Genomic DNA, 22,306 nt, shown 5'->3' with positions numbered 1-22,306 from the left:
GGGACCTCTTAAAAAGGAAGCCGCGGTTCGACCCGGGCGAGGACGTCGCGGATCGCCTCCTGCTTGTAGTAACCGACCACGGAAGCGAGGACGACCGTGAGGATGAGCCCGAACCCGGAGAGGAACCGCCCGCTCGCGAGCTGGCCGCCGGCGTAGACGGTGAACACGTACGCTGGAAGGCGACCCACGCTGATCACGGCGATGAACGTGGGGAGCTTCCACTTCGTGAGACCGCTTAAAAAGCAGATCGCGTCGTCGGGGAGGCCGGGGATGATGACGAACGCGAACAGCCCCGGGACGCCGACCGTGTCGACGAACTCGTCGAAGCGGGCGACCACGTCCGGGTGAAGCACGTCCTCGACGAACGACCGGCCGTACCGCTTCGCGAGCGAGAAGGCGATGGCACTCCCGATGAGGACGCCGGTGACGCTGTAGACCGTGCCCCAGAAGGGGCCGAAGAGGTAGCCGGCGACGAGTGCGACGACCTGCCCCGGGATGGGCGCGACGATCACTTGGAGGGCTTGGATGGCGATGAACACGAGCGGAGCGAGCACGCCGAACTGCCGGAGCCACACCCGCAGGGCCTCGGCGTTCGTGATGAACCCCAAGTACTCCCGGACGAGGAGGTAGAGGCCCACGAACGCGAGCAGGACGGCGACGACCGCGAGGATCCCCCGCCGTCTGTCCGACGCCGAGGCGAAGAGTCTCATTCGTGTTGTATCCGGCTAGCGGTGGACTTGAAGGTTGTTAAAACCGGAGTTCGGACAGCGGAGCGTGAGACCGCGTTCGAAACGGGCGGACCGAGCCGCCCAGGGTCGGCGAGGCGTCGCTGCGGGGTCGACAGACGGATGCGGGAGACGTGGGCCGGCGCGAATTCGAATACGGACGAGACGGTCCGGGTCGCTCCCGTCGGTCGCTTCCCGGGCGTGCGACTCGTCGTCCCTCGCTCGCTTCGCTCGCGAGGGCGTGGTTACGGCCACCAGAAGGCGGTCGCTAGCTGGGTGAAATGCGGGAGAAGTGGGCCGGCACGAATATTGAATCACGGTCGCAAATCGGAGAGTTGCTCCCTGATTCGAATTCGCCCGGCGGCAGCTTCACCGCACTACGGACTCCTCGCTGGCGCTCGTCGTTGCGAAGTGGGGTGAAAATGGGCCGGCACGAATTTGAATCGTGGTTACGGCCACCCGAAGGCCGAAGGATACCAAGCTACCCCACCGGCCCGCATGCGACAGAAGGCCGTTCGTTCTTTTAACCTTTCCGAATGTCGGAAGCGGGCTCCGGGTCGCCGACCGGCCGGCTCCCGACGAACGGCCGGGTCACGCCTCGAAGTACCGGTCCCGGTGCTCGCGACAGCCGGGGTTGAAATCGGCGCCGCACCGCGGACAGGCGTCGTCGTCACAGTCGAGGTATTCGCGGGCCGAGAGGGTCGCGCCGCAGACGCCGCAGAGCACCGCCGGCTCGTCGAAGCGGTCGCGGGGCCAGGGCTCGGCCGGGTGGTCCGCCGCGGCGTCGTGGCAGGCGTCGCAGGGGTAGTACGTCGCACAGCAGCCGAAGCGGAGCGCGATCACGTCCACGGGGTCGTCCCAGTGCGCGCACCGCGTCTCCGAGTCGACGGCGACGCCCCGAAGCGGGACCGCGAACCGGTCGTCGGTCGCCGGCGCGGTCGTGGTCCGGCGCTCAGTAGGACTCGTACCCATCGGTGTCGAGCCAGTTGTGGACGACCGAGACCGCGTGGTCGGCGTGGAGCAGTTCGGGACCGACGCGGACGCGGCGCTCCGCGCGCTCCGCGAGCACTTCCTCCTCCCCGTCGGTGAAGTCGCGGTGGTCGGAGAGAGCGAACACGGGATCGGTCGGCGGGGCGGCGTCGACGAGGGGGTCGCCGTCCTCGTGGAGTTGGACGAGCGTCGGGTCGACGGACGCGCCGGTGCCGCCCGCGTCGAGCAGCCGGTCCAGCGTCGCCTCCAGTCCCATCCGGCGGAGTTCGACGCCCGGCGAGACGTCCGCGGGCATGTGGCCGATCGCGTCCGCCTTCGCGGCGAGCGCGTCTCGGATCCGCGCGGCGACGTTGCGCTCGTCCGGGTGGAGGTGGCGGAGGCTGTCCGAGTCGAAGCTGACCGTCAGCTCGTCGGCGACGACGAGGTGGACCCGCACGGACTCGCGGATCCCGTGCGAGAGGAAGACGCCGCTCGCGACGCACCGACAGAGCAGGTCCAGCCGGCCCGCGCCGGGCAGGTCCGACAGCGAGACCTCGTCCGGGTCGGTCGGGACCTCGTGACCGATGACGACGAACTGGCGCATACGCGGGGGTCGCCCCCGACACTCATAAGCGACCCGACCCGACGATCCGTATGAGCGTTACCGGAATCTGTCAGATCTGCGAGGCCGCGCCGGCGCGCCACGGCTGTCCGCAGTGCGGGCGGGCCGTCTGCGAGGACCACTGGAGCGACGACGCCGGCCTCTGCACGGCGTGTACGCAGGGCCGCCGGCAGTGACTCGGCCCCGAAGCCGGCCGGTCGTCGACGGACCGCCTACCGGTGTCGGTTCAGCCGCTTTTTGAGCCGCTTGGCCGCGTCGCCCCCGGCGCCGAAGTACGTCGCCTCGTCGTCCGGGCGGCTCGACTCCTCGCCGGCGAAGACGATCCCGCGCGAGGAGTTGACGAGCCCCACGTCGACGGCGGCGTCCGGGCGGTCGGCGAGCCCGTGTTCGACCGCGGCCTCAGCGTCGCCGCCCTGCGCTCCCACGCCGGGGACGAGGAAGGGGATCTCTGGGACGATCTCGCGGACCTCGGCCAGCTCCTCGGGGGCGGTCGCGCCGACCACGAGGCCGACGTTGTCGTTCGCGTTCCACACGTCCGCGAGCGCCGCGACCCGTTCGTAGAGCGGCTCGCCCGAGGCGAGTTCGAGGTCCTGGAGGTCGCTCCCGCCGGGGTTCGAGGTGCGACAGAGGACGAAGACGCCCTTCTCCGCGCGGTCGAGGAACGGCTGGAGGGAGTCGCGACCGAGGTACGGGTTCACCGTGATCGCGTCGGCGTCGTCGAGCGCCGCGGCCTACCGCCGCGTGGTGTTACCGATGTCGGCGCGCTTGGCGTCGAGCAGGACCGGGACGTCCCTGCCGTGGGCGTAGGCGATCGTCTCCCGGAGCGCGCGCCAGCCGTCGGCGTCCTCGTAGAACGCGGCGTTGGGCTTGTAGCACGCGGCGTGCTCGTGGGTCGCGTCGATGATCCGGCGGTTGAACGCCCACCGCGGCAGGTCGGCGTCGGCGACGGAGTCGGGGAGCCGGCTCGGGTCCGGGTCGAGGCCGACCGAGACGACGCTGTCCGTCGACTCGATCCGGGCCGCGAGCGTCTCGAAGAAGCTCATGCCCGCCACTGCGGCCGGGGGCGCGCTAAACGTTGCGTTCCGCTCGGGCTCCCTTCGGTCGTCCGTCACTCACCCGGAGCGACCGCACGACCGTGCCCGGCGTACGCCGTGATCGTCCCGAAGAGGTACCGCTCCTCGGTCACCGTCTCCGCGTTGTCCGCGAGCGCCCGCCGCCCGGCCGTCGTCCGCGCGTCCAGTCGGTCGAGCGGGTCGTCCGAGTCCAGGTCGAACAGCCGCCCGTTCACCCGCGCGAAGCCGGCGAGAGCGGCGTTCGCGGGTCGGTTCCCCCGCGGCGCGAACGCCGCGACGACGACCGCGTCGGCCAGCCCGCACCAGTCGCTCACGACCGCGTACGGGTCGGGGAACAGGGACGTGACGAACGTCGCGAGCACCGCGTCGGCCGACCGGACCGGCGGGTCGGTCGCGTCGCCCCGCACGAACTCGACGTTCTCCCACCCCCGCCGCTCCGCCAGTCCGCGGGCCCGGCCGAGCATCGCGCCGGTGATGTCGACGCCGACGACGCGCCCGGTCGGGCCCACGGCCTCCCGGAGCGCCGGGACGTTGACGCCGGGGCCGCAGCCGAACTCGACGACGGTGTCTCCGGGGTCGAGGTCGAGCGCGCGGACGCACCCCGTCCGCACGCCCCCGACCGACGCGGTCGCTCGCGCGAACCAGTCGTACACCCGCGCCCACGCACCGTAGCCGCGTTGGATCCGCCGCGCGACGCGCTCGTCGTCGGCCGCCTCGGGTGAGCCGTCGCCCGAGCGCGCTCCGCTCGCCCCGCTCCCCTCACCCGCTCGGGCCCGCGGTCGCGACCGTCGACAGTCCCGGGTCACCACCGAGCGCGGACCGCCGCGGGCGCGGTCTTCGGCCACCACAGCTCCGGCCCGTCGCGCGCGACCGTGGAGTAACACCGCTCGCTCCCGTCGCAGTCCCGCGGCCGCTGGTAGTCGATCCCCCGCTCTCCGAGGTACGTCACGTAGCCGTCGTCGACGCGGTCGAGCTTCTCGTGGCAGACCCACTTCTCGCCGTAGATCCGCGCGCCCACGCCGCGGTAGGGACAGGTGAACTCGGTCCGCTCCGCGCCGGCCTCGCTGTCGGTCCCGTCGATGCTCACGCCCACGGACCGGTACGCCAGCCGGAGCCGCCGGACGACGCGCTTCGGCGACGACGCGCCGAGGAAGAGCCCGTGCGCGAGGACGTAGCCGAAGCCGTGGAGCAGCCGCTCGAAGCGGGTCAGGTCGTCGGGGTCGTCGTCGAGCATCGACCGCAGCGTCGCGTACCATCCGGCGATCTCGGCCACCTCGTCGGCCGCTTCGTCGGCCGCCGCGAGCGCCCGGCGCTTCTCCGGGAGGGGCGCGGCGCCGTCCGAGAGGCGGAACGACGGCACCGCCTCGACGTGTTCGAGCACGTCCTCGCGGAGGACGTCGCCGTCGGCGAACGTCTCGGTCAGCCGCTCCAGTTCGGGGTACCAGTCGCGTCTCAGCCTGCCGTACGTCCCGTCGAGGAGGTCGTCGATTCGGCCGCTCACGTCGCCGTCGGCCGCCGCGGGGAACGCGTCGACGACCCGCCGCAGTTCGGCGGGGTCCGGTCCTGCCATGCTTTCACGTGGCGGGCGACGGTCTTGAATCCGCAGGTCGCCGCGCCGTCGCCCGCCCGATACCCTCCGGTTATCGCAGCCCGATCCGCGCTTTCAGCCGTCGCACGCCCCGACTCGCCTTCCGGCCGAGCGCGGTCGCGGCGAACGCGCCGCGGACGAACCAGTCGGTCGGGATCCGGTCTGGGAAGCCGAGCGGGCCGACACGGGACACCCCCACCGTCCGCGACTCCGTGTACCGCCGGATCCCCTCCGGACCGTGGCGGCGGCCGAGCCCCGAGTCGCCGAACCCGCCCATCGGCGCGTCGGCCGCGCCCCACGTCGCGAGGAAGCCGTCGTTGACGTTGACGGTGCCGCAGTCGATCTCGCGGGCGACCGCCGCGCCGCGCTCGCGGTCCGCGGTCCACACGCTCGCGTTGAGGCCGTACGGCGAGTCGTTGGCGGCGGCGACCGCGGCGGCCGCGTCCGGGACGGGCGTCACGACGACGACCGGCCCGAACGTCTCCTCGCAGGCGACCGTCGCGTCCGGCTCGACGCCCGTCAGGACGGTCGGCTCGTAGCAGTACGGCGCCACGTCCGGACGGTGACGCCCGCCCGTTTCGACTGTCGCGCCCGCCTCGCGGGCCTCGTCCACGTGACTCCGGACGCGGTCCAACTGGTCGGCGTCGATCAGCGAGCCGAGGTCCGCGTCGTAGTCGTAGCCCGTGCCGAGCGTGAGCGCCTCCGTCTCGCGGACGAACGCGTCGCGGAACGGCCGGTAGGCCGACTCCTCGACGTAGATCCGCTCGGCCGAGAGGCAGAGCTGCCCGGCGTTCGAGAAGCAGGCGTCGATCGCACCGCGGGCCGCCTCGTTGACGTCGGCGTCGTCGAGCACGACGAGCGGGTTGTTGCCGCCGAGCTCCAGCGAGCAGTCGATCAGGTTCCGGCCCGCGCGCTCGGCGACGGTCCGACCCGTCTCGGTGCTCCCGGTGAACGCCACGTAGTCGACCGCGTCGATCAGCGCGGGCCCGACCGTCGGCCCCTCGCCGGTGACGACTTGGAAGAGGTCGTCGGGAAGCCCGGCGACCTCCAGGAGCTCTGAGAGCGCGAGGGCCCCGTACGGCGTCTTCTCGTCGGGTTTCACCACGACCGCGTTGCCCGCGGCGAGCGCCGGGAGCGCGTCGGCCATCGACAGCGTCAGCGGGTAGTTCCACGGCGAGACGACGCCGACGACGCCGACCGGGTCGTAGGTGACCGTCGCGGTCGCGAACCCGGGCATGACCCCGCGCCGGCGTTCCTCGGCGAGCGCGCCGGGCGCCTCGTCCGCGAGGTAGTCGCAGCCGGTCGGCACGTCGAACAGCTCCTCGACCGCGGTCCGCCGGGACTTCCCGGTCTCCAGCTGGAGGAGGTCGAGGAGCTCCTCGCGGTGCTCCAAGACGAGGTCGCCGAACCGGTCGATGAGGGCCGCGCGCTCGGTCGCGGGGACTGCCTCCCACTCTGCCTGCGCCGACCGGGCGCGCTCGACCGCGGCGGCGACGTCGGCCGCGTCGCAGGCCGGGACCGAGCCGAGTCGCTCGGTCGTCGCCGGCGCGAACACGTCGAGCGCGTCGCTCTCGCCGGACGTGTCGCCGTCCGCGGGCGGTTCGCCGTCGCCGGACGAGTCAGTCGATGCTGGCGAATCCGCGGGCGCCGCGCGACGCGCGCGATCCGCGAGGTCGTCGAGCCGTCGCGTCGAGAGGTGAGGCGCGTCCGCGAGCGCGGCGGGCGCGGCCGTCTGGGACGGCGGGTCCGTCGAGGACATCGGTTGTCAAAAGGAGGGTCGGGAGCGGGAAAGCCGTGCCGGTGGCCCGGCCGCCGACCGGTCCGGTCGGGACCGGGGGCAAGCCACTCGCCGGTCACTTCGGCGCGCCAGTCGCCGGCTCGACCGGGGTCGACGTGCCCTCGTTTTCGGAGAGCATCTCGATGATCTCAAGCAGGAGCGACACGACGAGCGGCCCGACGATGATCCCGACCGCGCCGACGGTGAGGATGCCCCCCACGAAGCCGACGAGGTAGAGCCCGGGAGATATCTTCCCCGTCCAGTCGGCGAGCTGCGTCCGGATCACCGCGTCCGGGACGAAGGAGACGACGCCGAGCCCGAAGACAACCACGAGGATCGCTCGCGTCGTCTCCCCGATCAGGAGGTCGCCAGTGCCCAGCGCGACGACGAGCACGCTGGGCCCGACGACGGGAACGAACTGGAGGACGCCGGCGATGACGGCCAACAGGACCGGCGAGCGGTACCCGAGGAGCGCGAACAGCGCGAGCGCGAGGACGAATGTCGCGGCGGCCGTGGCCGCCTGGAGGATGTAGATGGAGTACAGCGTCGTGCGCGTCCGGCGGTGCAGCCGCATCGGGATGTCGCGGTACTCGGGGGGTACTATCTTGAACACGGCAGTGCCGACCGCGTCCGGCCGGAGGAGGAGCCCGTACACGAGGATGGTGAACACGATGAGTTCGAGCGCGAGCCGCGGCGCCGCGGCGGTGATCGCGAGCGCGAGGTCTCGGAGCGCGATCCGGACGGCCGACACCACCGGCGCCGCCTCGATGGGGAACCGGAGACCCAGCGCCTCTACGACGAGGACGTCGGGGATCTGTCCCAGCAGGTCGATCAGTCGGGACCGCTGCCGGTACAGGACGTACAGCAGCGGGACCACGAGGAGCGCGGCGGCGAGGAAGGCGAGGACGGTGGACGCGGCGCAGGCGACCCGGCGCGACAGCCCTCGACCGACGAGTCGCTTCCGAAGGGGGTAGAGGACGTACGCGAACGTGATCGCGAAGACGACGGTCCGGAGCACCTCCGCCAGCACGAACGCCGCGATCGCGGCCGTCGCGACGAGGAGCGCGCCGAGGACCCGAGAGCGAGAGAGTATCATGGCTTCCCGTCGCGGCGACGGCTGAAAGTCATTCCGACGGTGCGGGGGCGGGGACGCGGCGACGGCGACGATTGCGGCTCGAGCGGCGCCGGCCGGGACGGACACCCCGTCAGGGACCGTAGCAACTAACCTCACGCCACTCCCACGTCGGGTATGCGCATCGACCCGTTCGGCCTCGAACGCTGGTTCGCGGAGTACGAGCACGAGGCCGACATCATGTTGGCCGAGAGCGGGATCCGCTCACTCGACGCGAGCCGCTTCGATCTGGACCCGGGGAAACTCGACTACGTGATCCCGACGAACGGCGATCCGGAGTTCCGCGCGTCGGTCGGCGACCGGTACGGCCGGAGCGCCGACGAGGTGCTGTTCACCTGCGGGACGCAGGAGGCGAACTTCCTCACGTTCCTCTCGCTGCTCGGGGACAAGGCGGGCGTGGGCGACGGGACGCCGAGCAGCGACGGGGCGGGCGACTCCGCCGCCGTCGGATCGGGGTGCCACGCGGTCGTCGTCACCCCCACGTATCAGGCGCTTCACGCCGTTCCGGACGCGTTCGGCGACGTGACCCGCGTCGAGCTGGAGCCGCCGGAGTGGGGGCTCGACCCGGACGCGATCGCCGACGCGGCCCGCGACGACACCGCCGTGATCGTCGTGAACAACCCCAACAACCCCACCGGCCGGTACCACGACGAGGCGGCGATGCGGGCGGTCTACGACGTCGCCGTCGAGCACGACGCGTACCTCCTCTGCGACGAGGTGTACCGACTGCTCGCGGCGGAGCCGCACCCCCCGGTCGCGAGCTTCGGACGCCACGGAATCTCGACGACGAGCCTCACGAAAGCGTACGGGCTCGCGGGGCTCCGGTTCGGCTGGATCGCCGGTCCCGAGGCGGTCGTCGAGCGCGCGTGGCGGTGGAAGGATTACACCACCAGCTCGCCGTCGCTGTTCGGCCAGTACGTCGCGAAGCAGGCGCTCGGCCGGCGCGAGACGAAGATTTTAGCGGAGAACCGCGAACTGGCGGAGACGCACCGCGCGATCGTCGCGGAGTGGCTGGACCGCCACGGCCTCGACTGGTACGACCCGGTCGGCGTCAACGGGTTCGTCACCGTTCCCGACGGCTTCGACGACGCCGAGTCGTTCTGCCGGACCGTCGTCGAGACGGAGAGCGTCGTGCTGGCGCCCGGCGGGCTGTTCGGCTTCCCGGACCGCTTCCGGATCGGGTTCGGGCTGCCGACGTCGGAGTTGGAGGAGGGGTTGGAACGGGTGGGCCGCGTGATCGAGACGGCGACCGCCGAAGGCGGGGACGTCGACGCGGCGGGAGGTGCCTGAGATGGGCTTTTTCAGCGACATCAAAGACGACGTGGTCGGCTTCGTCCGCGACCCGACCGACGAGCAGAAGGTGCTCTTCGTCGCCGTCGTCGTCATGGCGATCGCCGACCGCGCGTTCTGGTGGATCGACTTCCCGTTCGTCGTGCGGACGACCGCGGCGGTCGGAGTCGGGTTCATCGGTCTCTTCGTCGCCAGCTACCTTCTCACCGGACAGTTCGTCCCGCCGGACGGGGACGCGGACGACGAGGACGAGCGGGAGGAGTACGTCGACGAGATGGATCCGTAACTCGGCTCGCAGCCGCGGTCGACACCCCTTCGTTCTGGGGTGCGAACCCGCGGCGAACGCCGGCGTCGGCGCCGTTCCAAACCGTTTATACCCGCCCCGAAAAAAGTAGCGGGCATGCCGCGAGAGCAGAAGCAGGTTCGCGAACTCCAGGAGGGCAGCTACGTGATGATGGACAGTGCGCCCTGCAAGATCAACCACTACAGCACAGCAAAGCCCGGAAAACACGGGAGCGCCAAGGCGCGCGTCGAGGGCAAGGGGGTCTTCGACGACAGGAAGCGCTCGCTCTCTCAGCCGGTCGACGCGAAGGTCTGGGTCCCGATCATCCAGCGGAAGCAGGGACAGGTCGTCTCCGTCTCCGGGAACGACGCGCAGGTCATGGACCTCGACACCTACGAGACGTTCACGATGCGCATCCCCGAGGGCGAGGACTTCTCCTCGGACGACAACATCGAGTACCTCGAGTACGAGGGTCAGCGCAAGGTCGTCGGGTAGTCGAGGCATGTTCCCCGGAGCGACGACCGACCGCGAGGCTGCTTCCTACGTGGTTGTCGGCGCTCCCCTCGACGCCACGACCACGTTTCAGCCCGGTGCCCGGTTCGGACCGGACCGAGTCCGGCGATTCGCAGAGACGTACGACGACTACGACCGCAGGACGGACAGCTACTTCTCCGCGCTCGACGTCCACGACGCCGGCGACGTCCCCACGTGGGACGACGTCGAGGCGTACCTCGATCACCTCGCCGCCGAGCTCCGGAGCGTCGCGCTCGACGACGCCGTCCCCCTCCTCGTCGGCGGCGAACACACCGTCACCTACGCCGGCGTCCAGGCGGTCGATCCAGACGTCCTCGTCGTCTGCGACGCACACCTCGACCTTCGAGACGCGTACGACGGGAACCCCTGGAGCCACGCCTGCGTCACCCGTCGGTGTCTCGACGACCTCGGCGTCGACCGGGCGGTGATCGTCGGTGCTCGCACGGGCTCGGAGGCCGAGTGGGACCGCGCGGCCGACACCGACGTCGAGGTCGTGCCGCCCGAGGAAGCGCGCGCGTGGCTCGACGGGGTCACCGGAGACGACCGCGATGGCGCTTCCGACCCCTTCGCGGGGGAGTCGGTGTACTGTTCGGTGGACGTCGACGGGCTCGACCCCGGCCTCGCGCCGGGGACGGGGACGATGGAGCCGTTCGGGCTCGTCCCCCGCGAGGCCCGCGACCTCGTCCGGGCCGTCGCGGCTCGCGCCGACGGCTTCGACGTCGTCGAAGTGAACGACCGCGACGACGGACAGGCCGCGGCGGTCGGCGGCAAGCTCCTCCGGGAGTTCGTCCGGGCCCACGCGGCGGGCGGCGACTGACCGCTCCGAGCGGCCGCGGGCGCCGACCGCCTACGACAGCTCGGAGAGCCGGCGGCGGGCCGCCGTGACGGCCGCCATCGCGTCGATCCACTCGCGCGGATCCGTACACCAGATCCGATCGCCCTCGACGCTGACGCAGAATACCGAATCGGTGGAGGGCGAGAGGGTGACCCCGTCGACGTCGGGGCGGTCGCCGAGGTAGGAGTCGATCAGTCGTCGCGCCGTCTCCGCCTCCGGCTGGAGGCGGCTGCCGGCCGCGTACTCGATGGCTATCTCTGCCATACCCTCGTCTAGGAACTACATGATTAATAACTACTGTTTTCTGGCAGGGCTTGCGGCTACGTCGGACTCGCGTCCCCGTCGGTTCGAAACGAGTAGTCCAGCGCGGGCGCGCTGTGGGTGAGCGCTCCGAGCGACACGACGTCGACACCGGTCGTCCCGTATTCCCCGATGTCGTCGAGTCCGATCCCGCCGCTCGCCTCAGTGAGGACGCCCTCCGGGACGCGATCGACGGCCCGCCGCGTCGTCGCCGGGCTCATGTTGTCGAGGAGAACGACGTCGGCCCCCGCGTCGGCGGCGCGAGCCGCCGTCTGAGGCGACTCGGCCTCGACTTCCACGTTCGTGGCGAACGAGGACCGTTCGCGGAACCGCTCTACCGCGGTTTCCAAGCCCAGCTCGGCGATGTGATTGTCCTTCACCATGACCATATGCGACAGATCGAGTCGGTGGGTGTCGCCGCCGCCGGCCGCGACCGCTCGCTTCTCGACGCCGCGGAGCCCGGGCGTGGTCTTTCGGGTCGCCGCCACCGTCGGCGGGTCGTCGGTCGCCGCTCTCGCGAGGCGAACCGCCTCGCTGGTTCGCGTGGCGACGCCCGAGGCGTGACCGGCGACGTTGACCGCGTCCCGCTCCGCGCGGAGAACTCCCCGAGCCGGCCCGGAGACCGACAAGACGGCCTCGCCTGCCGCCACGCCGGCGCCTGACTCGACGAGCGGCTCGGCGTCGACGCCCGAGGTCTCAAACACGGACGCGGCCGCCTCGATCCCCGCCGCCACGCCGGCTTCCGTGGCGACGAGACGACCGGCCGCCTCCCCCGGCACGTCGTTCGTCACGTCGTGGTGGCCGAGGTCCTCCCGCAGCCACGACTCGATCGTCGCCTCGGTCAACACCCTTCGTCACCCCCTCGCGGACCGCGGACCCCGGTCGACCCCGACCGACCGCCGTCGGATCTCGGGGCCCCATCGGTTTCAACGACGCCGCCGTCGACCAGACGGTGACACCCCGCCGAGGGCGACTCGGCGGCGTCGCGCGCGATGAGCAGTCCGCAGACCACGGCGTTTCGCAGCTCCGAGAGCTCTCGGCTACGGCGCGTCCGCGCGTACGCGTCGACCTCGCCCTTCAGTCGACGCAGCGAGGCCGCCGCGCTCCGGACGCCCGAGCGGGTCCGCTCGACGCCCAATCGCTCGTCCATCGTTCGGCGGAGCCGATCGAACTTCGCCGCCTCGAACGACGTCGGCAACTCCGGGTCGTCGGACGGCAGGTCGGGGACTGAGAGAGCCGCTCCCGGTGGGTCGCTCTCGGCCGCGGCCGTCTCGCCGGCACGAAGTCCCCAGACGAGCCCCTCCAGCAGGCCCGTGGAGGCCAACCGGTTGGCGCCGTGGACGCCGGTCCGCGAACACTCGCCGACGGCGAACAGCCGGTCGATCGAGGCCCGTCCGCGCTCGTCGACCGCCACGCCGCCACAGAGGAAGTGTTGCGCCGGCGCGACGGGGATCCCGGTAGACGGGTCGATGCCGCGCTCGGCGCACATCGACGCCAAGTCCGGGAACCGGTCCGCGAAGCCGATCCCGTCGACGTCGAGGACGACGGATCCGGTCTCTCGGCGTTCGTCCGCGACCGCGCGTGCGACGACGTCGCGCGGCGCGAGTTCGGCGTCCTCGTGGACCGCCGGCATGAACCGCTCGCCGTCCGCGTTGCGGAGGACGGCGCCGGCCCCTCTGACGGCCTCGCTCACGAGGAACGGATCGGCGTCGCCGTCGACGTCAGCGGCCTCGGCGGCCTCGCCCCCGGGAAACGCCGTGGGGTGGAACTGGACGTACGCCGCGTCCGCGACCGTCGCGCCCGCGAGCGCCGCCATGGCGATCCCGTCGCCGGTCGCTCCGTCCGGGTTCGTCGACGTGCCGTAGCAGGCGCCGATACCACCGGTGGCGAGGACCGTCGAGCCGGCCGCGACCGTTCCCGTTTCACCGCCGCGTTCGAGCAGCGCGCCGTCGACGCCCGCGCCGTTGCCGAGCAGGTCGAGGACCGCCGTGTCCTGCAGCAGACGGACCCCGGCGAGCCCGTCGAGGTAGTCGAGAAACGGCGGGAGGAGGTGCGCTCCGGTCGAGGCGTCGACGTGAACGATCCGGTCCGCGGAGTGACCCCCCTCGCGACAGCGGGCGAGCGCGTCGAGACGCGCGTCGGCGGGGTCCGCGGTCCCGGTCCGGTCCTCCGCGCGGTCGAACGGGACGCCGAGCGTGTCAACGAGCACGTCGGCGACCGCGTCCCGACTCTCGCTCACGAGCGCCTCGACCGCTTCCGGGTCCGCCTCGCCGTCTGCGGCCGCGAGGACGTCGCGTCGGAACGACGCCGAGTCCTCGGTGGCGACCGCCACGCCGCCCTGCGCCCAGTACGTGTTGGCGTCGGCCGGGCGGCTCGCCTTGGTCACCACCGTCACCTCGGCGCCGGTCCGGGCCGCGGCCAGCGCCGCCGCGCACCCGGCGACGCCGGCGCCGACCACCAGGACGTCCGTCCGTGCGCCGTTCGGCGGCGCGGTCGCCGTCCCGGTCATAGCTCCAGCATGCGGTCGAGCGCGGTCGCCGCCGACTCCCGCTCGGCCGACGCGACCTCGATCACGTTCCGCTCGCGTCCCGCGACGAGCTCTTCGAGGATCCAGAGCAGATAGTTCGGGTCGATCTGGCGCATCGCGTTGCAGTCCATGCAGGCGTCGCCGCAGAGCGGAACCACTTCGACTTCCGGGTGCCACCGGTCGAGGTGCTTCGCGAGGTGGATCTCCGTCCCGATGACGACCGTCTCGCCCGGGTCGGCGGACGCGACGGTCTCTCGGATCGTCGCCGTCGAGCCGACGGTGTCCGCGGCCTCGACGACCTCGTGGCGGCACTCCGGGTGGACGACGACCTCGGCGTCGGGGTGCGCCTCGCGGACCTCGTCGACGTGGCGCGGCCGGAAGCGCTCGTGGACCTGGCAGTACCCCTCCCAGAGGATCACGTCGCTGTCGGCGACGGCGTCGGCGTCCTGTCCCGCCGGGTCCCACGGGTCCCAGACGGTCGTCGAGTCGTCGAGCCCGAGGTCGACGGCGGTGTTGAACCCGAGGTGCTTGTCCGGGAGGAACAGCACCGCGTCGCCCCGGTCGAGGGCCCACTCGAAGGCGTCCGCGGCGTTCGAAGAGGTGCAAACGAGACCCCCGTGGTCCGCGCAGAACGCCTTCAGGTCGGCGTACGAGTTCATGTACGTCACGGGGACGACTTCCCTGTCGCCCGCCGCCGCGGTCAGCTCCTTCCACGCGGCGTCGACCTGTAACGCCTCGGCCATGCCGGCCATCGGGCAGGAGGCCTCCATCGACGGCAGGTGGACCGTCTGATCCTCGTCGGTGACGATATCGGCCGACTCGGCCATGAACGTCACGCCGCCGAAGACGACGTTACTCGCGTCCGTCTCGGCCGCTCGCGTCGAGAGCTGATACGAGTCGCCGACGAAGTCCGCGTTCTCGACGATTTCCTCGCGCTGGTAGTTGTGGCCGAGGACGACGACGTCATCGCCGAGCGCGTCGCGCGCGGCGTCGAGCCTGGACGCCCGCTCGTCGGGCCCGAGTTTCCGGTACTCCGCCGGAAGCGGTTCGAGCCCGTCGTATTTGAAGAGACTCAGCTCCGTATCGATGTCTGTTGATTCGAGTGTTGGCATTCGATCGTTCTCTCTGGGAAGTATCAGATTCAATGGCTCGTTTTGTATAAATTTTTTCTTCAAATTGGCCGTCAACGGTTTCGATTCCTTCGTCGTGGGTTTCGTGAGGAACAACCTTCGAACGAGGGCATCGCCGCTCGCGGGCGGAGCGGTGTCGCTCACGAACGGGCCGCCGTCCGCGACGACGAGTCCGCCCGTCGCGTCCCGGGCGCTCAGCAATCACCGCGGAGCAGAACGAGATCGGACCGGGGACCGCGCCGCGACCGCCGTCTGGCGTCGGGCCGGTCGTCAGTTCAGCGCCCGTCGTACACGACCTCGCCGTCGACGACCGTCATCGCGACGCCGACGTCTCGGATCGCGTCCGACGCCTCCCACGGCGACGCGTCGAGCGCGACGAGGTCGGCGCGCTTGCCGACCGCGACCGTGCCGAGCCGGTCCTCGTCGAAGCCAGCGTAGGCCGCGCCGCGGGTGTACGCGCGCAGCGCCTCGGTCACCGTCAGCCGCTGCGCCTCCGCGGGGGCGTTGACCGCGTGGTGGACGCCGAGGAGGGGGTCCATCGGCATCCCGTCCGAACCGAACGCGAGGGCCACGCCGGCGTCGAGCATGTCGCGGTAGCGGTTCGTCTCGGCGGTCCGTTCCGGCCCGAGTCGGGTCTCGTAGAGCCCGTCCTCGCCCGCCCACTTGAGGAAGTTCGGCTGGACGCTGGCGACGACACCCGACGCTGCGAGCCGGTCGATCGCCTCGTCGTCGGCGAGTTCGACGTGCTCGATCCGGTGGCGCGCCTCGCCGGGGTCGGTCTCGGAGGCCCCCTCGTAGGCGTCGAGGACGGCGTCGACCGCCTCGTCGCCGATGGCGTGGGCGGTGAACTGGTAGCCGGCTGCGGTCGCCGCGGCCACCGTCTCGGACAGCTCCGGGGGGTCGACGACCCACTGCCCGGTCTCGTCCGGGGCGTCCGCGTACGGCTCCGAGATTCGGGCGGTCCGGCCGCCGAAGCTCCCGTCCGTGTACGACTTGATCGCGCCCGCCCGGACCGTGTCGCTCCCGTCGTTCGTTCCGAGGCCGACCTCGCGGAGCGCGTCGAGGTGGTCGCTCCAGTAGTTGATCCGGACGCGCGCGGTCAGTTCGTCCTCGGCCTCCAGATCGCGGTAGGCCCGCGGCGCGTGGGAGTTCCGCACCATGTCGTGGAAGCCGGTGATCCCCTTCGCGGCGCAGTCGGCGAGCGCGGCCTCGACGATCTCCCGGGTCTCGGCCGGTCCGGGCTCGATCGCCTCGTAGATCGGGTCGATAGCGCTCTCTAACAGGACGCCGGTCGGCTCTCCGTCCGCGTCGGTCGGCACCGTCTCGTCGGGGGCCGCGGCGAGCGCGTCGGCGAACCGGTCGAGGGCGACCCCGTTGACCGCGGCGACGTGCATGTCCTCGCGGAACGCGGCCACGGGTCGCTCCGTCGAGACGCGGTCGAGGTCCGCCCGCGTCAGGTAGCGGTCCTCCGCCCACGTCGACTCGTCGTAGCCGTAGCCGAGGACGGGGTCGGCGGGGGCGTCGGAGCCGGACTCCGCCTCCACCTCGGCCGCCCGTTCCGCCAGCAGGTCGACCGCCTCGTCCGGGGAGTCGGCGGCCGAGAGGTCCGCGTGGACGAGGTAGCGCCCGACCGTCGTCAGGTGGGTGTGCGCGTCGACGAAGCCCGGGAGGAGGACGCGCCCGCCGAGGTCGACGACGTCGGTGTCGACCCCTTCGAGGAACTCGACCTCGCGGGTGCTGCCGAGGCGAACGATCGCCCCGTCGCGGACCGCGACCGCCTCGCGGGTCTCGTCGGGCGCCGCGAGCGTGTGGACCTCTCCGTTCACGAACAGTCGATCCGCGGCCGCTGTCATGGAGAGTTCGGCGGGTGGCAGCGTGTTAACCGTTCGGGAAACGGCGACCAATTTATTCGATGACGCCGCGAATCGCCGCGTATGTACGACCGCATCCTACTCCCCACGGACGGCAGCGAGGGCGTCGACCGCGCGATCGACCACGCCGTCGACGCCGCTGACCGATACGACGCGACCTTGCACGTGCTGTACGTCGTCGACAGCGACGTGATCAACGCCTACTCCGGCGACGAGTTCGTCGACGGCTCGGAAGGCGCCGAGGAGACGCTAGAGGAGCGCGGTCGCCAGGCGCTCGACGAGGTGGCGGCCCACGCCGGCGACGCCGGCGTCGACGTCGTCACCGACTTGGTGTACGGCGTCCCCCACGAGGAGATCCTCCGGTACGCCGACAGGGAGGACATCGACCTGACGGTGATGGGCTCGAAGACGCGCTCCGGCGACTACCGGCGGATGCTCGGCTCCGTCACCGAGCGCGTCTCGCGTCGGTCGACCGCCCCGGTCAGCATCGTGAAGACGACGGTCGAGGAGTGAGGCGACCCCGACGACACCGGCGGAAGGCGACGAGTCTCGAGCCGGCGACGCCGCGGCCCCTCCGACGCGGCCGTCACGCTACCCGGTAAGCGGGAGGAGGATCCCGAACACGAACGGTGAGAGAAGCGCGACCGCCGTCCCGAGGAACTCCAGATCGAGTAGCAGGGTCTCCTCCCATCCGGGTACCTGCAGCCCGCCCGCGTGGATGATCGCCTTCCCGACCGCGCCGGTCAGGAACAGACAGACTCCGAGCAGCACACTCCGCTTGGTGGCTTTCGAGTAGTCCAACTCACCGTAGCGTCCCGCCATGTCACTCGCTCGGACGGTCTACTAACGATTCCCATTTCGACGGGTTCGGGCTGGGAAACGGCGAGCGCCCCGCCCGTCGCGACCCCTCACTCCTCTTCCCGTTTCGAGACGGCCGCGGCCTCGTCCAACGGTTCCGACGCGTCCGGTTCGCGGTCGAAGTACGTCCCCAGCGCGCCGGTACGGTCGGTTCGAGAGCGTGCGTACGCGAGATACCAGACGGCGCTTCCCGCGCTGACGGCGACGGCGCCGACGACGGAAATCAGCCCCATCTGGGCGATCAACAGAACGCCGCCGATCACGCCGAGGACCTGTACCACGGGGTAGCCGGGAGAGCGGAACTCCGGGTCGTAGAAATCGCCGCCGACCTCCCGGAAGACGATCACGGAGACGTTCTCCAAGGAGAACACGAGGATGAGAAAGGCGCTAGCCAGCTTCGCGAGGTCCACGACCGGGACGAAGGCGATGAGCGTGAGCAACACCCCACCGGTCACGAGCACGGCGTTCACCGGCGTCAGAAACCGTGGACTGATCCGCCCGATCCGCTCGGGCAGTAGCGAATCACGGCTCATCGCGAGGAGGAACCGCGACGTCCCCAAGACGCCCGCGTTCGCCATGCTGGTGAGTGCAAGCACGGCGGTGACGGCGACGACCGTCACGCCCGCACCTCCGAACACTCGCTCGGCGCCGTCGGCCATCGGGGTCAGGGAGGTGCCGCCGGTCGGACCACCGTGAACGAGGGTATCGGCCGGGACGACGCCGACGATTACGCCCACGACGGCGGTGTAAACGGCCAACATCACCCCGATAGAGATGAGCATCGCGCGCGGGATGTTCCGTCCGGGGTCGCTGATCTCCTCCGCGACGGAGGCGACTTCCCCGATCCCGGCGTACGAGACGAAGACGAAGGCGGTGGCAGTGGCGATCCCACCGAGTCCGTGGCTGACGAACGGCGAATACTGAACCGGGTTCGAGAGCCCGACTCCGCCGACGACGTATGCGCCGAGCACGAGGACGACGAGGCTCACGAGGACGCCCTGCACCTGACCGCTCTTTTCTGTCCCGAACATGTTGAGTAGAATAACGACTCCACCGAGGCCGAGCGCGACCGCCTTCACGAGGGTCGCCGGGACGTTCACGAGTAGCAGCAGGTACGCACCGAGGCCGACAAGCGCGAACGCGCTCTTGAACACGAGCGAAAACCAGACACCGATACCCGCGACCGTGCCGAACAGCGGGCCCATGGCGCGATCGATGTAGAGATACGTACCGCCGTCTTCCGGCATCGCCGTCGCCATCTCCGCCTTCGAGAGTGCGTTCGGAAGGACGATCAGCCCGGCCAACAGGTAAGCGACGATGACCGCCGGCCCCGCCTTCTTAAATCCGACCGCGGGGAGCACGAAGATCCCGCCACCGATCATCGCGCCCATGCTCAGCGTCACCGCCGAGTACAGGCCGAGGTCCCGTTTCAGGTCTCCTTCGCTCATTACGCCATCTCCATTTTGCAAAGGGTTATTTCTTCGGTATCCTTAACAGAGAGACGGTTTTTTCGGTAAAAAGCAATACAGTAATATTTTTGTGGTTTCGGCGACGATTCGACACCTGTGGATCGTTTCGCTCGCTCCCCGGACGCCGCGCCCGCGCCCCGAGCGAGACGAGACGCTACGGGCCTCGCGGTCGGACGGCGGTGTTCACATGTTCATCAATCATCTGAGAGCGGACGAACGGACGACGCTCGTGGAAGAGGCACTCCGGCTGTCCGTGGAGGTCGGCGTCGAAGGGGCCGCGGTGTTCGGCGGCGGTCTCCTGCTGTACTTCGTCGTCGGGGGACTCCTAACGAACGCGATACGACCGAGGACACCGTACCCCCTGTTCTCGATCCAGTCCGACCCGGTACTCCTCTCTCTCGGGGCGTTGGTCGGCGCTTTCACCGTGCAAGCCGCCGGCTCGCTGCTCTTGTATCGGTTCTACGTCGGGGACGAAGACGGGTCGGCCGCGTCGATCGCGTTGGGTCTCGTCGCGTTGGGGGCCGGCGGTGGACTCCTCCAGATGACACTGCCGGCGGCTTGGGAACTGCTGATCCCCCTCGTCTGACCCCGGCGGCCACCTACCGGCCGACGGCCTCTCCCGGGGTCCCCGGGCGTCCTCGGTCTCCCAGCGACCGCGTACGTCACAGTCTCGCTTCGACGTCGCCGGCGACGGCCGACAGCGCTTCCTCCGCGACGGCGACGCGGTCCGAGAGACTGCAGAACCCGTGGGCCATCGCCGGGTAGTGGCGGTGCTCGACCGGCGTCCCCTCACCGTCGAACCGCTCCGCGAGCGCCGCCCCGTCGTCCCGGAGGGGATCGAACCCGGCGGTGACGACGGTCGCGGGCGGAAGCCCGCCGAGGTCGCCCGCGCGGAGGGGCACCGCGAACGGGTTGTGCGCGTCCACGGGGCTCCGGAGGTACCGGTCGTAGAACCACCGCATGTCCGCGCGGGTGAGCAAGGGGCCGTCGGCGTTCTCGCGGTACGAGTCGGTCTCGAAGTCGTCGCCCGCGATCGGGTAGAGGAGGAACTGGCCGGCGACGTCGACGGCGCTGTCGCCCAGTTCCCGACGGTGCAGACAGGCCGCGAGCGCGAGCGTCGCCCCGGCGCTGGTGCCGGAGACGCCGAGCCGGTCGGGGTCGCCGCCGACCGCCGCCGCGTTGTCCGCGACCCACTCCACGGCCGCGGCCGCCTCGTCGACGGCGACGGGGAAGGGGTGTTCGGGCGCGAGCCGGTAGTCGACGGAGACGACGACCGCCCCCGTGCGAGTCGCCAGCTCGCGACACGGACCGTCGATGGAGTCGAGGGTGCCGAGCGTCCAGCCCCCGCCGTGGAAGTGGACGAGGGTGCGGGCGGGCGGCGTCGATCCGTCGAGGGCCGCCTCGGGTCGGTACACCCGCACCGGCAGTTCGCCGTGGGGACCGTCGAACGCGAGGTCCCTGACGTCGGCGACGGCGGGCTCCAGGTCGCCGGAGAACACCTCGTCCTCGACGCGCCTCGCGGCGCCGACGGAGAGGGCGTGCCACTCGGGGAGCCCGAGCGCCTCGATCTCGTCGACGACGGCCGCCAGTTCGGGGTCGAGTTCGTCCGCGCGCATGGCGGACGGAGGCGGTGCCCCTTTGTAAGTCGGTCGGCAACGTCAGGCGATGAACGTCCGGCTGACCTACGAGGACGGGACGATTCGGGTCGACGCCGGAGACTCGGCCGGGGGCGCTACGGAGGAGTCGACGGACGACGAAGCCGGATCGACCGACTGCGAGCCCCTCGCGTCGCTCCCGCCGCTCCCGGGCGTCGAGGCCGACCCGCGCTCGGGGACCGGCCGCGCACCGGCCTACCGCTACGCCGCGATCCGCCGCGCGCTGGAGGTCGCCGGCGCCAGCGTCGAGGACCACGTGCTGGACGCGAGCGACCGGGCCGCGCGGGAGGCGGGGCTCCCGGACGCGCTCGCGACCGACTACGACCTGCGGGAGTACCAGCGCGAGGCGCTCGACGCGTGGCGCGACGCGGGCGACCGCGGCGTGCTCGAGCTCCCGACCGGGGCGGGCAAAACCGTGATCGCGATCCGCGCGACGGTCGAACTCGGCGTCCCGACGCTCGTCGTCGTTCCCACGGTCGACCTCCTCGACCAGTGGCAGCGCGAGCTCGAGCGCGAGTTCGACGTGCCGATCGGGCGGTTCGGCGGCGGCGAGCAGCGTCGGGAGGCGATCACGGTGTCGACGTACGACTCGGCGTACCTGAAGGCCGGCGGCGTCGGCGACGCCTTCGAGCTGGTCGTCTTCGACGAGGTCCACCACCTCGGCGGCGAGGGGTACCGCGACGTCGCCCGGCTGCTCGCGGCGCCCGCGCGCCTCGGGTTGACGGCGACCTTCGAGCGCCCGGACGGCGCCCACGAGACGGTCGCGGAGCTGATCGGCGACCGCGTCTACGCGCTCGACGTCGACGACCTCGCTGGCGACCACCTCGCGCCGTACGACATCCGCCGGATCGAGGTGGAGCTGACGCCCGAGGAGCGCGAGCGCTACGACGAGAAGCAGGGCGCGTTCGTCGAGTACGTCCGCGAGGCGGGGATCACCTTCTCCAGCGGGAGCGACTACCGGGAACTGGTCAAGCGTTCCGGCAACGACCCCGCGGCCCGCGAGGCCCTCCTCGCGAAACAGGACGCCCGCGAGATCATGATGAACGCCGACCGGAAGGTCGACCGGTTGGAGTCGATCCTCGACCGGCACCGCGACGACCGCGTGATCGTCTTCACCGCCCACACCGACCTCGTCTACCGGCTCTCGGAGCGGTTCCTACTTCCGGCGATCACCGCGGAGACGGGGGCGAAGGAGCGACGGGAGATCTTGGAGCGCTTCCGCGAGGAGACCTACGGCCGCGTCGTCGCCGCGAACGTGCTCGACGAGGGGGTCGACGTGCCGGACGCGAACGTCGCGGTCGTCCTCTCCGGGTCGGGCAGCGAACGGGAGTTCACCCAGCGGCTCGGGCGGGTGTTGCGGCCCAAAGAGGACGGCGGGCGGGCGATACTCTACGAGGTCGTCAGCGCGGAGACCGCGGAGGAACGGGTGGCGAGCCGGCGGCGCTGAACGGCGAACGTCCGAGAGAGCATATTTGCATCGACCCGAGCGACCGCGGCGGTTGCTTATAAACGGTCGGTGGCGCGTGCCTGCGAGGCCGCCTCGCGGCCGAGTGGCACGCGCGAGGTCGCCCCTGCGAGCCACGACGCGTGTCCCTTTCACGAGCCATTCTTCGGCTTTCGTAGGCGGCCCACTCATCGAAGCCCGTCCACTATCGTGATTGCGAGTCG

The 22,306-nt window shown here is 71.0% G+C and carries 23 protein-coding genes, 1 tRNA gene and 1 pseudogene; 8 read left to right on the top strand and 17 right to left on the bottom strand.

From position 1 onward, the window contains the following. Positions 1–8: 8 nt before the first annotated feature. The 4 genes from DJ82_RS12695 to trmY form a co-directional block, all read right to left on the bottom strand. Positions 9–710, bottom strand: a complete 702-nt coding sequence (locus DJ82_RS12695; protein ID WP_094522631.1) for a TVP38/TMEM64 family protein — start codon at positions 708–710, stop codon at positions 9–11. Between the two features lie 438 nt (positions 711–1,148). Then, a tRNA-Pro gene (locus DJ82_RS12690) sits at positions 1,149–1,221 on the bottom strand. 95 nt (positions 1,222–1,316) lie between these two features. Continuing rightward, a complete protein-coding gene (locus tag DJ82_RS12685) occupies positions 1,317–1,697 on the bottom strand; it encodes a CHY zinc finger protein (protein ID WP_094581967.1) in 381 nt (126 codons plus the stop codon). Next, complete coding sequence (trmY, locus tag DJ82_RS12680) at positions 1,678–2,298, bottom strand: tRNA (pseudouridine(54)-N(1))-methyltransferase TrmY (protein ID WP_094581966.1); 621 nt, start codon at positions 2,296–2,298, stop codon at positions 1,678–1,680. The genes DJ82_RS12685 and trmY overlap by 20 nt, the downstream gene beginning before the upstream one ends. 50 nt (positions 2,299–2,348) lie before the next feature. Here trmY and DJ82_RS15045 point away from each other — a divergent pair, with 50 nt between their 5' ends. Beyond that, on the top strand, positions 2,349–2,492 hold the full coding sequence (locus DJ82_RS15045; protein WP_176451172.1) for a hypothetical protein: 144 nt from the start codon (positions 2,349–2,351) through the stop codon (positions 2,490–2,492). Positions 2,493–2,528: 36 nt separating this feature from the next. Here the strand turns inward: DJ82_RS15045 and pyrF are convergent. The 5 genes and pseudogenes from pyrF to DJ82_RS12655 all read right to left on the bottom strand — a co-directional run bounded on the left by pyrF (position 2,529) and on the right by DJ82_RS12655 (position 7,850). Then, positions 2,529–3,359, bottom strand: a pseudogene (pyrF, locus tag DJ82_RS12675) (orotidine-5'-phosphate decarboxylase). Positions 3,360–3,424: 65 nt separating this feature from the next. Then, positions 3,425–4,234, bottom strand: a complete 810-nt coding sequence (locus tag DJ82_RS12670; RefSeq protein ID WP_394338201.1) for a class I SAM-dependent methyltransferase — start codon at positions 4,232–4,234, stop codon at positions 3,425–3,427. Further along, a complete protein-coding gene (locus tag DJ82_RS12665) occupies positions 4,192–4,959 on the bottom strand; it encodes a hypothetical protein (RefSeq protein WP_094581965.1) in 768 nt (255 codons plus the stop codon). The genes DJ82_RS12670 and DJ82_RS12665 overlap by 43 nt, the downstream gene beginning before the upstream one ends. Before the next feature lie 70 nt (positions 4,960–5,029). Next, complete coding sequence (locus tag DJ82_RS12660) at positions 5,030–6,736, bottom strand: succinic semialdehyde dehydrogenase (protein ID WP_094581964.1); 1,707 nt, start codon at positions 6,734–6,736, stop codon at positions 5,030–5,032. Positions 6,737–6,830: 94 nt separating this feature from the next. Beyond that, positions 6,831–7,850, bottom strand: a complete 1,020-nt coding sequence (locus DJ82_RS12655) for an AI-2E family transporter (protein WP_094557918.1) — start codon at positions 7,848–7,850, stop codon at positions 6,831–6,833. 153 nt (positions 7,851–8,003) lie between these two features. Here DJ82_RS12655 and DJ82_RS12650 point away from each other — a divergent pair, with 153 nt between their 5' ends. From DJ82_RS12650 to DJ82_RS12635, 4 genes are all read left to right on the top strand, one after another. After that, positions 8,004–9,176 (top strand): aminotransferase class I/II-fold pyridoxal phosphate-dependent enzyme, encoded by a 1,173-nt coding sequence (locus DJ82_RS12650; protein WP_094581963.1) that lies wholly within the window; start codon positions 8,004–8,006, stop codon positions 9,174–9,176. Between the two features lies 1 nt (position 9,177). Further along, positions 9,178–9,462 (top strand): hypothetical protein, encoded by a 285-nt coding sequence (locus tag DJ82_RS12645; RefSeq protein WP_094522615.1) that lies wholly within the window; start codon positions 9,178–9,180, stop codon positions 9,460–9,462. A 114-nt stretch (positions 9,463–9,576) separates the two neighbouring features. Then, on the top strand, positions 9,577–9,954 hold the full coding sequence (locus DJ82_RS12640) for a translation initiation factor IF-5A (RefSeq protein ID WP_094522613.1): 378 nt from the start codon (positions 9,577–9,579) through the stop codon (positions 9,952–9,954). A gap of 7 nt (positions 9,955–9,961) precedes the next feature. Further along, positions 9,962–10,810 carry an agmatinase family protein gene (locus tag DJ82_RS12635; RefSeq protein ID WP_094581962.1) on the top strand — a complete coding sequence of 283 codons (849 nt, stop codon included), beginning with the start codon at positions 9,962–9,964 and terminating at the stop codon, positions 10,808–10,810. Positions 10,811–10,840: 30 nt separating this feature from the next. Here DJ82_RS12635 and DJ82_RS12630 read toward each other — a convergent pair whose 3' ends face one another. The 5 genes from DJ82_RS12630 to DJ82_RS12610 form a co-directional block, all read right to left on the bottom strand. Then, a complete protein-coding gene (locus DJ82_RS12630; RefSeq protein WP_094522609.1) occupies positions 10,841–11,092 on the bottom strand; it encodes a hypothetical protein in 252 nt (83 codons plus the stop codon). 56 nt (positions 11,093–11,148) lie between these two features. Further along, on the bottom strand, positions 11,149–11,976 hold the full coding sequence (gene nadC, locus DJ82_RS12625) for a carboxylating nicotinate-nucleotide diphosphorylase (RefSeq protein ID WP_094581961.1): 828 nt from the start codon (positions 11,974–11,976) through the stop codon (positions 11,149–11,151). Continuing rightward, positions 11,970–13,637, bottom strand: coding sequence for an L-aspartate oxidase (locus tag DJ82_RS12620; RefSeq protein ID WP_094581960.1), 1,668 nt, complete (start codon positions 13,635–13,637; stop codon positions 11,970–11,972). Before DJ82_RS12620 ends, nadC begins: the two co-directional genes overlap by 7 nt. Next, positions 13,634–14,767, bottom strand: a complete 1,134-nt coding sequence (nadA, locus tag DJ82_RS12615; RefSeq protein ID WP_094581959.1) for a quinolinate synthase NadA — start codon at positions 14,765–14,767, stop codon at positions 13,634–13,636. The genes DJ82_RS12620 and nadA overlap by 4 nt, the downstream gene beginning before the upstream one ends. 293 nt (positions 14,768–15,060) lie before the next feature. Continuing rightward, a complete protein-coding gene (locus DJ82_RS12610; RefSeq protein ID WP_094581958.1) occupies positions 15,061–16,638 on the bottom strand; it encodes an amidohydrolase in 1,578 nt (525 codons plus the stop codon). 81 nt (positions 16,639–16,719) lie between these two features. Between DJ82_RS12610 and DJ82_RS12605 the strand changes: the two genes are divergently transcribed. Then, positions 16,720–17,169 (top strand): universal stress protein, encoded by a 450-nt coding sequence (locus DJ82_RS12605; protein ID WP_094522599.1) that lies wholly within the window; start codon positions 16,720–16,722, stop codon positions 17,167–17,169. Positions 17,170–17,247: 78 nt separating this feature from the next. On the opposite strand, the gene DJ82_RS12600 is transcribed toward DJ82_RS12605, so the two are convergent. Together DJ82_RS12600 and DJ82_RS12595 are read right to left on the bottom strand one after the other, a co-directional pair. Then, complete coding sequence (locus tag DJ82_RS12600) at positions 17,248–17,457, bottom strand: hypothetical protein (RefSeq protein ID WP_394338200.1); 210 nt, start codon at positions 17,455–17,457, stop codon at positions 17,248–17,250. Between the two features lie 107 nt (positions 17,458–17,564). Then, entirely contained in the window at positions 17,565–18,962 is a 1,398-nt protein-coding gene (locus DJ82_RS12595; protein ID WP_094581957.1) for an APC family permease, read from the bottom strand. A gap of 208 nt (positions 18,963–19,170) precedes the next feature. On the opposite strand from DJ82_RS12595, the gene DJ82_RS12590 reads away from it, so the two are divergent. Further along, positions 19,171–19,569, top strand: a complete 399-nt coding sequence (locus DJ82_RS12590; protein ID WP_141212707.1) for a hypothetical protein — start codon at positions 19,171–19,173, stop codon at positions 19,567–19,569. 76 nt (positions 19,570–19,645) lie between these two features. On the opposite strand, the gene DJ82_RS12585 is transcribed toward DJ82_RS12590, so the two are convergent. Beyond that, positions 19,646–20,599 carry an alpha/beta hydrolase gene (locus DJ82_RS12585; protein ID WP_094581956.1) on the bottom strand — a complete coding sequence of 318 codons (954 nt, stop codon included), beginning with the start codon at positions 20,597–20,599 and terminating at the stop codon, positions 19,646–19,648. 49 nt (positions 20,600–20,648) lie between these two features. On the opposite strand from DJ82_RS12585, the gene DJ82_RS12580 reads away from it, so the two are divergent. Then, entirely contained in the window at positions 20,649–22,085 is a 1,437-nt protein-coding gene (locus DJ82_RS12580; RefSeq protein WP_094581955.1) for a DEAD/DEAH box helicase family protein, read from the top strand. The last annotated feature ends 221 nt before the right edge of the window (positions 22,086–22,306 follow it).

The organism is Halorubrum sp. Ib24, assembly GCF_002252745.1.
Lineage (GTDB): Archaea > Halobacteriota > Halobacteria > Halobacteriales > Haloferacaceae > Halorubrum.
The sequence above is the reverse complement of the archived record's forward strand: the minus strand, read 5'-3'. Positions and strand labels throughout refer to the sequence as shown.

Coding starts and splice junctions, on each gene's coding strand:
- DJ82_RS12645 (WP_094522615.1), top strand. CDS start 9,178: ATGGGCTTTTTCAGCGACATCAAAGACGACGTGGTCGGCTTCGTCCGC.
- DJ82_RS12595 (WP_094581957.1), bottom strand. CDS start 18,962: ATGAGCGAAGGAGACCTGAAACGGGACCTCGGCCTGTACTCGGCGGTG.
- DJ82_RS12685 (WP_094581967.1), bottom strand. CDS start 1,697: ATGGGTACGAGTCCTACTGAGCGCCGGACCACGACCGCGCCGGCGACC.
- DJ82_RS12695 (WP_094522631.1), bottom strand. CDS start 710: ATGAGACTCTTCGCCTCGGCGTCGGACAGACGGCGGGGGATCCTCGCG.
- DJ82_RS12665 (WP_094581965.1), bottom strand. CDS start 4,959: ATGGCAGGACCGGACCCCGCCGAACTGCGGCGGGTCGTCGACGCGTTC.
- DJ82_RS15045 (WP_176451172.1), top strand. CDS start 2,349: ATGAGCGTTACCGGAATCTGTCAGATCTGCGAGGCCGCGCCGGCGCGC.
- DJ82_RS12655 (WP_094557918.1), bottom strand. CDS start 7,850: ATGATACTCTCTCGCTCTCGGGTCCTCGGCGCGCTCCTCGTCGCGACG.
- DJ82_RS12635 (WP_094581962.1), top strand. CDS start 9,962: ATGTTCCCCGGAGCGACGACCGACCGCGAGGCTGCTTCCTACGTGGTT.
- DJ82_RS12660 (WP_094581964.1), bottom strand. CDS start 6,736: ATGTCCTCGACGGACCCGCCGTCCCAGACGGCCGCGCCCGCCGCGCTC.
- DJ82_RS12590 (WP_141212707.1), top strand. CDS start 19,171: ATGTTCATCAATCATCTGAGAGCGGACGAACGGACGACGCTCGTGGAA.
- DJ82_RS12610 (WP_094581958.1), bottom strand. CDS start 16,638: ATGACAGCGGCCGCGGATCGACTGTTCGTGAACGGAGAGGTCCACACG.
- DJ82_RS12585 (WP_094581956.1), bottom strand. CDS start 20,599: ATGCGCGCGGACGAACTCGACCCCGAACTGGCGGCCGTCGTCGACGAG.
- DJ82_RS12620 (WP_094581960.1), bottom strand. CDS start 13,637: ATGACCGGGACGGCGACCGCGCCGCCGAACGGCGCACGGACGGACGTC.
- nadA (WP_094581959.1), bottom strand. CDS start 14,767: ATGCCAACACTCGAATCAACAGACATCGATACGGAGCTGAGTCTCTTC.
- DJ82_RS12650 (WP_094581963.1), top strand. CDS start 8,004: ATGCGCATCGACCCGTTCGGCCTCGAACGCTGGTTCGCGGAGTACGAG.
- trmY (WP_094581966.1), bottom strand. CDS start 2,298: ATGCGCCAGTTCGTCGTCATCGGTCACGAGGTCCCGACCGACCCGGAC.
- DJ82_RS12580 (WP_094581955.1), top strand. CDS start 20,649: ATGAACGTCCGGCTGACCTACGAGGACGGGACGATTCGGGTCGACGCC.
- DJ82_RS12630 (WP_094522609.1), bottom strand. CDS start 11,092: ATGGCAGAGATAGCCATCGAGTACGCGGCCGGCAGCCGCCTCCAGCCG.
- DJ82_RS12605 (WP_094522599.1), top strand. CDS start 16,720: ATGTACGACCGCATCCTACTCCCCACGGACGGCAGCGAGGGCGTCGAC.
- DJ82_RS12640 (WP_094522613.1), top strand. CDS start 9,577: ATGCCGCGAGAGCAGAAGCAGGTTCGCGAACTCCAGGAGGGCAGCTAC.